At 41.1% G+C, this 12,950-nt stretch carries 11 protein-coding genes; all 11 read left to right on the top strand.

Going from position 1 to position 12,950, the window contains the following annotated elements; all coding sequences use genetic code 11:
- A complete protein-coding gene (locus ABGU93_RS01285; protein ID WP_347411699.1) occupies positions 1 to 1,008 on the top strand; it encodes a branched-chain amino acid ABC transporter permease in 1,008 nt (335 codons plus the stop codon).
- A complete protein-coding gene (locus ABGU93_RS01280; protein ID WP_347411698.1) occupies positions 1,005 to 1,763 on the top strand; it encodes an ABC transporter ATP-binding protein in 759 nt (252 codons plus the stop codon). Before ABGU93_RS01285 ends, ABGU93_RS01280 begins: the two co-directional genes overlap by 4 nt.
- A 10-nt stretch (positions 1,764 to 1,773) precedes the next feature.
- Positions 1,774 to 2,478, top strand: coding sequence for an ABC transporter ATP-binding protein (locus tag ABGU93_RS01275; RefSeq protein WP_347411697.1), 705 nt, complete (start codon positions 1,774 to 1,776; stop codon positions 2,476 to 2,478).
- A gap of 186 nt (positions 2,479 to 2,664) precedes the next feature.
- Complete coding sequence (tig, locus tag ABGU93_RS01270) at positions 2,665 to 3,963, top strand: trigger factor (RefSeq protein WP_347411696.1); 1,299 nt, start codon at positions 2,665 to 2,667, stop codon at positions 3,961 to 3,963.
- 27 nt (positions 3,964 to 3,990) lie between these two features.
- Positions 3,991 to 4,608, top strand: a complete 618-nt coding sequence (clpP, locus tag ABGU93_RS01265) for an ATP-dependent Clp endopeptidase proteolytic subunit ClpP (RefSeq protein ID WP_347411695.1) — start codon at positions 3,991 to 3,993, stop codon at positions 4,606 to 4,608.
- A gap of 11 nt (positions 4,609 to 4,619) precedes the next feature.
- Positions 4,620 to 5,891: an ATP-dependent Clp protease ATP-binding subunit ClpX gene (clpX, locus tag ABGU93_RS01260; RefSeq protein WP_347411694.1), complete on the top strand. Its 1,272-nt coding sequence runs from the start codon at positions 4,620 to 4,622 to the stop codon at positions 5,889 to 5,891.
- Positions 5,892 to 6,062: 171 nt separating this feature from the next.
- The gene (gene lon / locus ABGU93_RS01255) at positions 6,063 to 8,447 is read left to right on the top strand and encodes an endopeptidase La (protein WP_347411693.1); all 2,385 of its coding nucleotides are present in this window, start codon (positions 6,063 to 6,065) and stop codon (positions 8,445 to 8,447) included.
- Between the two features lie 36 nt (positions 8,448 to 8,483).
- On the top strand, positions 8,484 to 9,068 hold the full coding sequence (gene yihA, locus ABGU93_RS01250; RefSeq protein ID WP_347411692.1) for a ribosome biogenesis GTP-binding protein YihA/YsxC: 585 nt from the start codon (positions 8,484 to 8,486) through the stop codon (positions 9,066 to 9,068).
- A gap of 63 nt (positions 9,069 to 9,131) precedes the next feature.
- Positions 9,132 to 10,088: a tRNA epoxyqueuosine(34) reductase QueG gene (gene queG / locus ABGU93_RS01245; RefSeq protein WP_347411691.1), complete on the top strand. Its 957-nt coding sequence runs from the start codon at positions 9,132 to 9,134 to the stop codon at positions 10,086 to 10,088.
- A 76-nt stretch (positions 10,089 to 10,164) separates the two neighbouring features.
- Complete coding sequence (gltX, locus tag ABGU93_RS01240; protein WP_347411690.1) at positions 10,165 to 11,643, top strand: glutamate--tRNA ligase; 1,479 nt, start codon at positions 10,165 to 10,167, stop codon at positions 11,641 to 11,643.
- Positions 11,644 to 11,668: 25 nt separating this feature from the next.
- On the top strand, positions 11,669 to 12,937 hold the full coding sequence (secD, locus tag ABGU93_RS01235; RefSeq protein ID WP_347411689.1) for a protein translocase subunit SecD: 1,269 nt from the start codon (positions 11,669 to 11,671) through the stop codon (positions 12,935 to 12,937).
- The last annotated feature ends 13 nt before the right edge of the window (positions 12,938 to 12,950 follow it).

Raw genomic sequence — 12,950 nt, 5'->3', positions numbered from 1 at the left:
ATGGATCATAATAAGAAAAAAGCATATTTAGTCAATACTATTGCCGTTGTTGCGCTCTATCTGGTATTCTTTGTGCTAATCCAGACAAAAACCATGAATAACTATTTTGTCGGAATTGCAATTATGACCTGTATAATGATTGTCATGGCCATGAGTTTGAATATCGTCGCCGGATTTTTGGGTGAGATGGCTTTGGGACATGCCGGTTTTATGGCTATTGGCGCCTACGCTTCAGCCAGTTTTTCAATGATGTTGGTCGACAGTGGATTGCCATTGCCTCATCTGTTTATCCTCATACTGGCCATGATTGTCGGCGGAATAGTTGCCGGAATTTTTGGATTCCTGATCGGGACACCAACACTGAGACTACGAGGCGATTATTTAGGGATCGTGACTATTGGCTTTTCTGAAATTATTCGAATTTTCTTTATTAATTTTGGGCCAACTGGTGGCGCAGCAGGATTAAAGGGGATTACCAGATTGGTTAATTTTCACAATGTATATTGGGTCACAATTGTCATTGCATTTCTAATTTTCACTTTGGGTCGTTCTAAACAGGGCCGCGCGATTATTTCTATCAGAGAAGACGAGATCGCGTCAGAAGCAGCTGGAATCCCAACTACCCGATACAAGGTATTGGCGTTTTCTTTAGCAGCATTTTTTGCTGGTGTTGGCGGTGCATTGTATGCCCACTACCAATCATTTCTGGAACCCAGTAAGTTCGGTTTTATGTTCTCAATCGAAATGTTCGTCATTGTTGTTTTAGGAGGTTTAGGAAGCTTAACTGGTTCGATCATCTCGGCTATTGTGCTGACGGTACTGCCGGAAATGCTCCGTAGCTTTGCCGAGTATCGTTTACTCGTCTATTCGCTGGTATTGATTATTATGATGATTTTCCGGCCTCAGGGAATTTTTGGAAGATCTGAATTTTCGCTGACATCCTTCATTGAGTCACTAATTCAACGAAAAAATGTAAATAAATCCATTGGCGGAGGTGAAGCATCATGACCGTTTTGTCTGCAAAAAATATTACCATGCAATTTGGTGGACTGACAGCCGTTGATCAGTTTAATCTTGAATTAAACGCCAACGAGCTGGTTGGCTTAATCGGACCCAATGGAGCCGGAAAAACAACGATTTTCAATATGCTCACCGGGGTTTACGTGCCAACCATGGGGGAGATCATTCTTAATGATCAAAGTATCATCAAAAAAACACCCCATGAAATCGTCAAACTGGGTGCCAGTCGAACCTTCCAGAATATCCGCTTATTTAAAGACCTGACAGCTGTTGAAAATGTAAAAATAGCTTATCATAATTTTATTGACTATAATATGATTCAGGGAATGTTCAGAACAAAAAAATTCTGGGACGAAGAAAAGAAGGCTCAGGAAGAATGTATGAAACTGCTGGATATCTTTGATATGGGCGAATATGCTGATACACTGGCAAAAAACCTGCCCTATGGCCAGCAGCGAAAGCTTGAAATAGCCAGAGCGTTGGCTTCAGATCCTAAAGTACTGATGTTAGATGAACCAGCAGCGGGTATGAATCCCAATGAAACGGCTGAGCTCATGGAAACCATCCACTTTATCAGAAATAAATTTGATATTACCGTTTTGCTCATTGAACATGATATGAAATTGGTAATGGGAATTTGCGAACGTATAATCGTCGTCGATTATGGTAAAACTATTGCAGAAGGTACTCCGGATGAAATCAAGAACAACCCTGACGTTATTCGTGCTTATTTAGGAGATTAGGAGGCCGCACATGCTAAAAGTAAAAGATTTGAATGTACATTACGGAAAAATTCATGCGATTAAAGGAATTAGCTTTGAGGTGAATGAGGGTGAGATCGTAACCCTTATCGGTGCCAACGGTGCCGGAAAAACTACTATTCTCCAGACCATTTCGGGGCTATTAAAACCCAGCGAAGGGATGATATCCTTTGAGGGCGAAAATCTCAACAAGGTGCCGGCCCATCAGATCCCAGTTTTGGGAATTGCCCATGTTCCCGAGGGGCGGCGAATTTTTGCAGAAATGACTGTTTTTGAAAACCTGCAAATGGGTGCCTATATCAGAAATGATAAGGATCAAATCCAGGAAGATATGGAAAAAATATTCTTGAATTTTCCCCGGCTTAAGGAACGCATTAAACAAATTGCCGGAACATTGAGTGGTGGTGAGCAACAAATGCTGGCAATGGGCCGGGCTTTAATGACGCGACCCAAGCTGATTCTTCTCGATGAACCATCAATGGGTCTGGCACCACTTCTGGTTGATGAGATCTTTAACATGATCCAAACAGTTAACGATGCCGGAACAACTGTATTGCTTGTCGAACAGAATGCCAACAAAGCTTTGCATATTGCTAATCGCGCCTATGTTCTGGAAACCGGATATATCAAACTTTCAGGCAATGCCAGAGATCTGCTGGTAAACCCGGAAGTCCAGCAAGCCTATTTGGGTGGCTGATTGATAAAACTGTCTCAATTGAGGCAGTTTTTTAATGGGATGCATCATCTTTGCTAAATTTGACTGCATACACCCATAATATTTCTTAAACACCCTAATTTTCATCCTTGATATGAAAATATACCTATGATATACTGTTAAAATTGAATGTGAATATAATTTATAGTGAAAGATACGGAGGATAACATGAGTGCTACAGTAGAAAGTATTGAAAAAAATATTGCAACCCTAAAAATTGAAATTAGTCCGGAGGAATACTCACAGGCTGTTAAAAAGTCCTATGATAAAAATAAAAAACGTTTTTCGGTTCCAGGATTTAGAAAAGGGAAAGTGCCTAAACAGGTTATTGAATCCTACTATGGGAAAAATGTATTTATGGAGGATGCCATTGACTTTGCATTTGCACCAGCTTATACAAGTGCATTGGAAGAAACAGAAATTAAACCGGTAACCCGACCTGACCTTGAAAATATTGAAAAGATCAGTGAAGAAGAGGGGGCAACCTTTATCGTCAAAGTTGGGGTTAAACCTGAAATTAAACTGGGCGAATACAAAGGAGCTGAAGTTGATTCTTTAGAAGCTGTTATCACAGCCGAAGAAATCGCCGAAGATCTGGCCAAAATGCAAGATCAAAATGCCCGACTGGTTACTTTGGAAGCAGGCGAAGTTAAAGACGGTGCCACAGTTACCATTGATTATGAAGGGTTTTTAAATGATGAACCTTTTATTGGTGGAAAAGACACAGATCATGATCTGGTTATCGGCAGTGGAACCTTTATTCCAGGCTTTGAAGAGCAATTAATCGGCGCAAAAATTGGAGAAGAAGCAACCGTTAATGTAACCTTCCCAGATGAATACTATGCCGAAAACCTAAAAGGTCAAGCGGTGGTATTTAAAGTAGCAGTTAAGGGAATCAAGGAAAAAGAATTACCGGAATTAGACGATGATTTTGCCAAAGATACCAGTGAATTCGATACATTGGAAGAACTGAAAGCAGATATTGAAGCACGCTTAAAAGCTGCAAAAACTGCTGAACTGAGAAAAGCGGCAGAAATCACAGCAGTAAATTATGCAGTGGAAAATGCCGAAATTGATGTGCCTTATTTAATGATTGAGGAAGAAGTAGATAACAATTTACAAAACTTCGAGTCACAGATGAAACAACAGGGAATTTCTTTAGATGATTATTTTAAATTTACCAATGTTAATCGAGATGAGTTCAGAGACAATCTGAAAGAGGATGCGGAAAGAAATATTAAAACCGAATTAATCCTTTCAAAAATTGGTGAAATGGAAGCTTTAGAAGCAACTGAAGTAGAAGTCGATGAAGAAATAAAAGTATTTGCTGATGCTTATGGTCATGATTTTGAAGAATATAAAAAAGGTCTTCAGGAAAGAATGTTAGACTATATCAAAGCAAATATTATCAGAAGAAAGACAGTGGAAATGCTGGTAGATGCGGCCACAACTAAAATTTCTGAATAATTAATAAGAAAGCAGGAAAGTGTATTCATGCTAACAAGTAAAACATCACAATCGTTAATTTCCAACAATCTGGTACCGATGGTCGTTGAACAGACCGGCCGGGGAGAACGATCATATGATCTGTTTTCAAGGTTGTTGAAAGAACGAATCATATTTTTAAATGGCGAAATAAATGAGAATCTTTCTTCACTGATTGTTGGACAATTGATTTTTTTAGAAGCTGATAATGCTGAAAAAGACATCCAGATCTATATTAACAGTCCCGGCGGATCAGTCACTGCAGGGCTGGCTATCTACGATACCATGAACTATATTCGCTGTGATGTGTCCACCATTTGCGTGGGCATGGCGGCATCCATGGGGGCGTTTTTACTAGCAGCCGGAAAAAAGGGAAAACGCTTTTCCCTGCCGAACAGTGAAATTATGATACATCAGCCATTGGGCGGCGCCCAGGGCCAAAGTACTGATGTTGAAATTTACGCCAGACGGCTGATAAAAACACGAGAAAATTTGAATTTAATACTTAGCGAACGGACAGGACAACCCCTGGAAACAATTGCTAAAGATACTGATCGCGATAATTTTATGGATCCTGACGAAGCGAAGGCCTACGGATTGATTGATGAGATCATTGTGTCGAGATAGGAGGCTTAAAAATGGCAAGAAATGAAGACAGCATCGAAAATGCTCGATGTTCCTTTTGTGGTAAAAGCCAATCTCAGGTAAAACGAATGGTCGCAGGACCAGGTGTTTATATTTGCAATGAATGTATTGAGCTCTGCGAAGAAATCATGGATGTGGACAGTATGCCTGATGATATCGTCTTTGACGATGTCCCCAAACCAAAAGAAATTAAACAAAAACTTAGTGAATATGTCATTGCTCAAAACCGCGCCAAGCGCGCGCTGGCTGTGGCTGTTTACAATCATTACAAACGGATCACTGCGATGGATGAAAATGATGCTGAAGTCGAATTGCAGAAAAGTAATATTCTTTTAATAGGACCAACTGGATCAGGAAAAACGCTACTGGCGCAAACATTGGCCCGAGTTCTGAATGTACCTTTTGCGATAGCTGATGCGACCTCATTAACTGAAGCCGGTTATGTCGGTGAAGATGTTGAGAATATTCTATTAAAACTCCTTCAAGCAGCAAATTTCGATGTGGCCAAGGCAGAAAAAGGCATCATCTATATTGATGAGATTGATAAAATCGCCCGAAAAGGTGACAATCCATCCATCACCCGGGATGTCAGCGGCGAAGGCGTACAGCAGGCACTTCTAAAAATCTTGGAAGGTACAGTTGCTAATGTTCCACCCCAAGGTGGACGAAAACACCCCCACCAGGATTTCATTCAGATTAACACCAATAATATTTTATTCATTTGCGGTGGTGCGTTTGACGGGATGGATAAGGTGATTGAACAGCGAACAGAAAAAAGTTCGATGGGATTTGGAGCTGATATTCGCAGTTCTAAAGAAAAAATCGAAGAGGACAACCTGAGCTCTGTTACGCCTCAGGATCTATTAAAGTATGGTCTGATTCCAGAGTTTATTGGACGAATTCCAGTGATAGCTTCATTGGAACATCTAGATGAAGAGTCGTTGATTCAAATATTGACCGAACCGCGAAACGCATTGGTAAAACAATATATAAAAATGTTCCGAATAGAAGGGGTCGAGTTGGAATTTCATCAGGATGCTCTCGTGGCAATCGCTAAAAAAGCGATGGATACGAAAACCGGCGCCAGAGGTCTTAGGGGGATCATTGAGAACATAATGCTTGACATTATGTTTGAAGTACCTTCAAATGAACACATCGAAAAAGTGATCATAACCAAAGAAGTCGTTGAGAAACAAGTTGAACCAATTATGATTTTGGGTCAGAAAAATGATAGTAAAAATAAAAAAAATGATGTAGTATCTTAGATTTTATTATATGGCCGTTCAAAAGACCAACTACTCTTTGGTATTTAATACCGTGTATTTGAAATTTTGTTCGGCTTTTTTTTAGAAGTTTGGGTATATATCAAAGTAAGTAATAAATATAAAAACATAAAGAGTGCCATTCTCAATAAGAGAGGTAAGGAGTTGATTAATTTGAGTATCGAAAAAAAAGAAATTCCAGAAGAAAATACTGACCATATTGGAATGACTGAACCGGAATTGTTTGTTCAGGAAAAAGAAACCTTACCATTAATACCACTGCGTGGAATGAGTGTGTTTCCTGGCATGGTGGTTCATTTTGATGTGGGTCGTGAAAAATCTGTTAAAGCGTTGGAAGCTGCTATGGAGCGGGATCAGATGGCGTTTTTGGTCACTCAAAAAGAAATTATTAAAGAAGACATCAATCCAGATGACTTTTATAAAATTGGGTGCAGAGTTAAGGTAAAACAATTACTAAAAATGCCGGATAATCTCGTCAGAGTTCTGGTTGAAGTCCAGGAAAGACGAGAAATTGTCGAGTTTGAAAGCCTGGATCCATATTTTCTGGTAACGTCCAGACCAGTACGTTCTGTATATTTTGATACAAAAGAAAATCGAACATTACAAAAAATGATTCGAGAATCATTTGCAAACTATATGAATGTTACCAGAAAAGTTGCCACTGATCTGATTCTGGCGATGAATTCGTTGGATGATCCCGATCAGCTCATTGATATTATTGGCGCTAATTTATTCCTGGATCTGGAAGACAGTCAACGACTGATCCAGGAAACTGACGTCAATAAACGTTTGGTGCTCACCTACGAAATTCTAGTCGAAGAAGTGGAAATGATCAAAATCGAACACAATATCGACGAGAAAGTTCGTAGTGAAATGTATAAACACCAACGCGAATATTATCTGCGCGAGCAGATAAAAGTGATTCAAAATGAATTAGGTGAAGGTGATGTTCAAAATGAACTGGAAGTTTATCGGGAACGTCTGGCAGCTCTGGATGTGCCGGATGAAGTCCGGGATAAGGTTCTGGGAGAACTTAACCGATTAAATAAAGTCCCCCAGGGTTCTTCTGAAGCGGGATTAATTCAGACCTATGTCGAATGGATATTAGATCTTCCCTGGAATACTTTAACTGAAGAAACCATTGATGTTTCGATTGCCAGAAAAATATTGGATGAAGATCATTATGCCTTGAAGAAGGTCAAAGAACGAATTCTGGAATATATTTCAGTACTTCAACTTTCCAAAAGCCTGAAGTCACCAATCATTTGTCTGGTGGGACCGCCGGGGGTGGGGAAAACATCGATCGCAAAGTCTATTGCCCGCGCGTTAAACCGAAAATATGTGCGAATGTCATTAGGCGGGATGCGCGATGAAGCCGAGATCAGAGGGCATCGGCGAACTTATATCGGTGCCATACCAGGACGGATTATTTATAACATTAAAAAATGCGGAACCAGAAATCCTCTTTTCTTGTTGGATGAGATTGATAAACTAGGACAGGATTTCAATGGCGATCCGGCATCAGCACTACTTGAAGTGTTGGATCCGGAGCAAAATAATACCTTTACCGACCATTATCTGGAACTGCCATTTGACTTGTCTCAGGTGTTGTTTTTGACAACAGCCAATTCGCTATCGACTATTCCCAGACCGCTATTGGATCGAATGGAAATTATTGATGTCAATGGCTATGTGGAAAGCGAAAAGGTCGAAATTGCCCAGCGCTATCTGATTCCCAAACAGTTGGAAATTCATGGCTTGAAGAAATCAACCTGTAAATTCAGTGAAGCAGTGATAAAAAATACCATTGAGTATTATACCAGGGAGTCAGGAGTCCGGGAACTGGAGCGAAAAATTGCTCAGATTTGCCGGGTGGCTGCCAAAGAAATTGTGGAACATAAGAAAAAAAGCATCAGCATTACCCAGAAGAACCTGGAAAAATTCTTAGGAAAGCATCGTTATTCCTTTGACACCGTTGGTGATAAAAAAGAAGTAGGTCTAGTTAATGGATTGGCCTGGACACCAGTTGGGGGAGACACTCTGCAAATTGAAGTGATTGTTGTGGATGGAACCGGGAAAATTGAAATTACCGGCCAGCTGGGAGACGTGATGAAAGAATCAGTAAAAGCAGGTATCAGTTACATTCGTTCTCAAGCAAGTGTGTTGGGGATTGAATCTGATTTTTACTCCAAAAAAGACATTCATCTTCATGTGCCAGAGGGAGCCGTCCCTAAGGATGGTCCATCAGCAGGGATCACTGTTACAACAGCACTGATTTCATCACTGACCAACATGCCGGTACCACAAAATCTTGCGATGACCGGTGAAATAACCCTTAGTGGTCGGGTTCTACCAATTGGTGGACTACGAGAAAAACTGACGGCAGCCCATCGGGCTGGAATCAAAGAAATTATTTTACCAAAAGAAAATGAAAAAGACCTGGAAGATGTTCCAAATGTGGTTTTGGAGGCTTTACATATTCAGTCTGTTTCAAAAATGAGCGAGGTCACCGAAATCGTCTTTAAACAGTTGCAATAGCATGAGTGACCAAACTCGCAGGAAATGGAGATATTAATGAAAGTAACAAAAGCGGAGATTGTCATCAGTGCTGTTGCGGAAGCACAGTACCCGGATGACAATCTGCCAGAAATAGTTCTGCTTGGGCGCTCAAATGTAGGTAAGTCAACCTTTGTTAACACCTTGATCGAACGTCGAAGTCTAGCGCGAACCAGTTCTCAACCGGGAAAAACCCAAACCATGAATTTCTATCGGATCAATGATCTGTTTCATTTTGTGGATATGCCTGGATATGGCTATGCAAAAGCATCGAAAACGGAACGGGAAAAATGGGGGAAAATGATTGAGAAGTATCTGCGGAATCGGGAAAATGTCGTCATGATTTTCCAGCTCATCGACTCCCGGCATGATCCTTCCGAAGATGATCTGCTAATGTATGAATGGTTGGTACATTATGGTCTGAATCCCATGATTATAGGCACTAAAGCTGATAAGATATCAAAAACGAATCAGAAGAAATCTATTAACCGCATTGCTAAATTGCTGAATCTGAGGAGCTCCCGGGAAGTTATTCTATTTTCGGCAGAGACAAAGCTGGGAAAAGAAGAAGTCTGGGAACATATTGAAAAAGTACTAGATTAAACCAAGGGCTTCCTTTAATCAGGAAGCTTTTTCCAGTTCTGTAGTGATTCAAAAGAGGGACAAATGAATGAAGAAAAAATGATTGAAGGAAAAATTCGGGAGCTGGCTGAGAAAACAGGTATTGATCTGATCGGTTTCTTTTCGGTGGAACCGTTATGGGAATTTCTGCCCTACCTGATTAAGCGCCATCAAGACGGGTTTTCCACCGGTTTTGAGGGTGGCGAACCCGAGGAAAGAATTGATTACCGCAGAGCATTTCCAGCTGCCAAAGCCGGCATTGTTATCGGTATTAGTAATTATCAGTCCTTTGAAACGATGCCAGACGATCAGGTCCGAGGTCAATTTGCCTCGGTTTCCTGGGGTGAAGATTATCATCTGGTCCTGCGACGAAAAATGAATGCACTCATGGAAGCTCTCAACGACGAAAGGAAAAAATCTGGAAGTAGACCAATACATTATCAGGTTTTTATTGATAACAGCCCACTGGTTGACCGGGGATCTGCGTATCGTGCCGGTTTGGGTTTTTTTGGTAAAAACAACTGCCTGATCCATCAGCAATTGGGTTCTTTTTTCTTTATTGGGCAAATCATAGTGGACTGCCACATTATATTTGAGCAGCCGCAATTGGTTGAAAATGGTTGCGGTACTTGCCGACGTTGTCTGGATGCTTGTCCCAATCAGGCACTTGGAGAAAATTCGTGCCTGGATCCGTCAAAATGTATTTCATATCTTACTCAAAAAAAATCGCTAACCGCAGATGAAGAAAGTCGAATCAGTACTTATCTTTATGGCTGTGATATCTGCCAGAAAGTGTGTCCCTATAATCAGAATCTTGAACCAACAAGGGAAGCAGCTTTCACGATTGACGCTGATACCGCATCGCCACTCCTGGAAGATATTTTGACACTGACAAATAAGGGATTCAAAAGACGGTATGGAAACACCGCAAGTGGATGGCGGGGTAAAAAAAATCTTATCCGGAATGCTCAGTTAATTCGGAAAAACAAAAAAAAGACATGATCAATTGAAGATTAAATGCTATAATAATTAAGTTAAAGAACTTTTTATATTTATTTTAATTAAACATGGAGGAAAAATGGTACGAGATCGCTTTGCACCGAGTCCAACTGGTAATGTTCACGTTGGGAGCCTACGGACAGCACTGTATAACTACTTATTTGCAAAAAAAATGGGCGGGGATTTTTTACTCCGTCTTGAGGATACCGATCAGACCCGGCTTGAACAGGGTGCAGTAGAAAATTTGCTGGATGCCCTGAACATGACTGGTGTGATTCCGGATGAAGGCTTAATAAAAGAAAATGACAGCGTGATTCAAAAAGGACAACATGGCCCTTATATCCAGTCCCAACGACTGGAAATCTATAAGAAGTACATCGAGATGCTCCTGGATCAGGGACAGGCTTATTATTGTTTCTGTACCAAAGAACGTTTGGAAGAGGTCAGAAATGCCCAGAAGGAAAAGGGTGAAACCCCTAAATATGATGGAAAATGCCGAGAGTTAACTCAGGAAGAAATCGCAGCAAATATTGAGGCTGGATTGCCCTATACCGTCCGATTAAAATTACCTGAAAATCATGTGATTACCTTTGATGATCTGGTGCGGGGCATTATTGAGATGAATACCAATGATTTGGATGATCAAGTGCTGCTAAAAGCAGACGGATTCCCGACATACCATATGGCGGTAGTCGTTGATGATCATCTCATGGAGATCACCCATGTCATCCGTGGGGAGGAATGGCTGCCATCTACACCAAAACACGCCTACCTTTATGAGTGTTTTGGATGGGAGATGCCATATTTTGTCCATTTACCCAATATCCTCAATGATGACCGGAAAAAGCTCAGCAAACGTCAGGGCGATGTGTCAGTAGGCGATTTTCTGGCTAAAGGCTATTTACCGGAAGCATTGGTCAATTTTCTGGCGCTATTAGGCTGGAGTCCAGAGAATGATCAGGAAATATTTTCGATGGAAGAGTTGATTCAGGCTTTTGACCTTTCCAGAATTAATAAATCCGGTGCAGTTTTTGATCGGGCTAAGCTCAACTGGATGAATGCCCATTATATCAAAGAATTACCGATTGAAGAATTGGTTAAACAGCTGACTCCTTTTTTAATAAATGCCGGGGTGATAACCGAGGAAGAATTAGCAGCAAAGCAGGAATGGCTCTTCAAAGTGGCCGAGATTTTAAGAGAGCGGATTGAATATTTTGCCCAGGCACCGCAGGAACTGGAAATGATATTCAAAAACGATTTTATCATTGAAGACGAGGAAGCGTTGGCTTTATTGCATGAAGAGTCTTCTAAGCGTCTCTATCAGGCCCTGATTGCTAAAATCGAAGGCACGGATGTTTTAGATGCCGCCCGGGGTAAAGCCATCTTAAAAGAAATCCAAAAAGAAGAAAAAATAAAAGGAAAAATGCTCTTTATGCCAAGCCGGATCATGATCACGGGTGAAATGCACGGACCGGATCTGACATTAATCATGGATGTGCTGGGAAAAGATGAGGTTATAAATCGCATCAAGTCAGTGTCATCGATTATGCAATTATAAATAAATTAGACAAGGAGGAAAGTACATGAGTAAGCAAAAAACAAATAATAAGACGAAAAGCGGAATGCTATTGATCCTGATCACGCTGTTTATTGCGTTAGTGGGATATGTACTCTTTAGTGGGGTATCTGTGGGTGTTTATGACATTGGTAATGTCAGCAATAACATCAACTATGGGTTGGATTTAACCGGTGGGGTAAATGTTGTGTTGGAAGCCGAGGCAACTGATGATGACCCGGTTACGGCCGAAAAAATTGAGTCGGCGATGTTGACCATTCGTCAGCGAATTGATACCCTGGGGGTTTCAGAACCGACCATCACCAAACAGGGAGATAACCGCATTCGGGTTTCCATTCCCTCGGTAAGTGATCAGGAAGAAGCCCTGGATCTGATTGGTAAAACGGCACAGTTGGAATTTGTGGGTCCCGACGGAACGGTTATTCTGACTGGTAAAGACGTGGTGGATTCAAAGGGCGTTATGCAGACTGATAGTACGGGCTTAGAAAAAGCGGTAGTTACCTTAAAATTCAGTGAAGAAGGCACCAAGCTTTTTGCTGATGCCACCCAAAAATATATTGGCCAGGCGATTCAGATCAAACTGGATGACGAGATTATTTCTTCACCAACCGTCAACGTGGCGATTACTAACGGTGAAGCCGTTATTGAAGGGATTGGCGACATCGAAGAAGCGGGCAATCTGGCTTCTCTGATTCGTGGTGGAGCTCTGCCGGTGAAACTGGTACCAATCGAAGTACGAACAGTTGGACCGACATTAGGTCAGAATTCTCTGGATAAGAGCATCTATGCCGGTATGATCGGTATTGGTTTGGTTCTCATCTTTATGTTGATTTTTTACCGGGGTTTGGGAATCATTGCCGATATGGCGCTAATTATCTTTATCATCATTTTTATGATCATTTTAACAGCGCTCAACGTTACCCTGACTCTGCCGGGGATTGCCGGACTGATCCTGACGATTGGGATGGCCGTGGATGCCAATGTTATTATTTTTGAGCGGATCAAAGAGGAGGCCCGGTTAGGAAAATCCTTACTGACTGCCATTGACGCTGGTTTTTCTCGAGCATTTTCGACTATTCTGGATTCAAATGTCACCACCTTAATTGCTGGTTTTGTGCTTTTCTTTTTAGGAAGCGGGAGTGTCCAGGGATTTGCGGTTACATTGATTTTAGGTATTTTAGTCAGTCTATTCACCGCTGTTGTGATTACCAAACAACTGGTCATTTTACTTGTAAAAACAGAATTGTTTAAGAGCAATACATTTTACGGAATATAGAGAGGAGACCATA

This window comes from Acetobacterium sp. (assembly GCF_039830195.1).
GTDB lineage: Bacteria > Bacillota > Clostridia > Eubacteriales > Eubacteriaceae > Acetobacterium.
The sequence above is the reverse complement of the archived record's forward strand: the minus strand, read 5'-3'. Positions and strand labels throughout refer to the sequence as shown.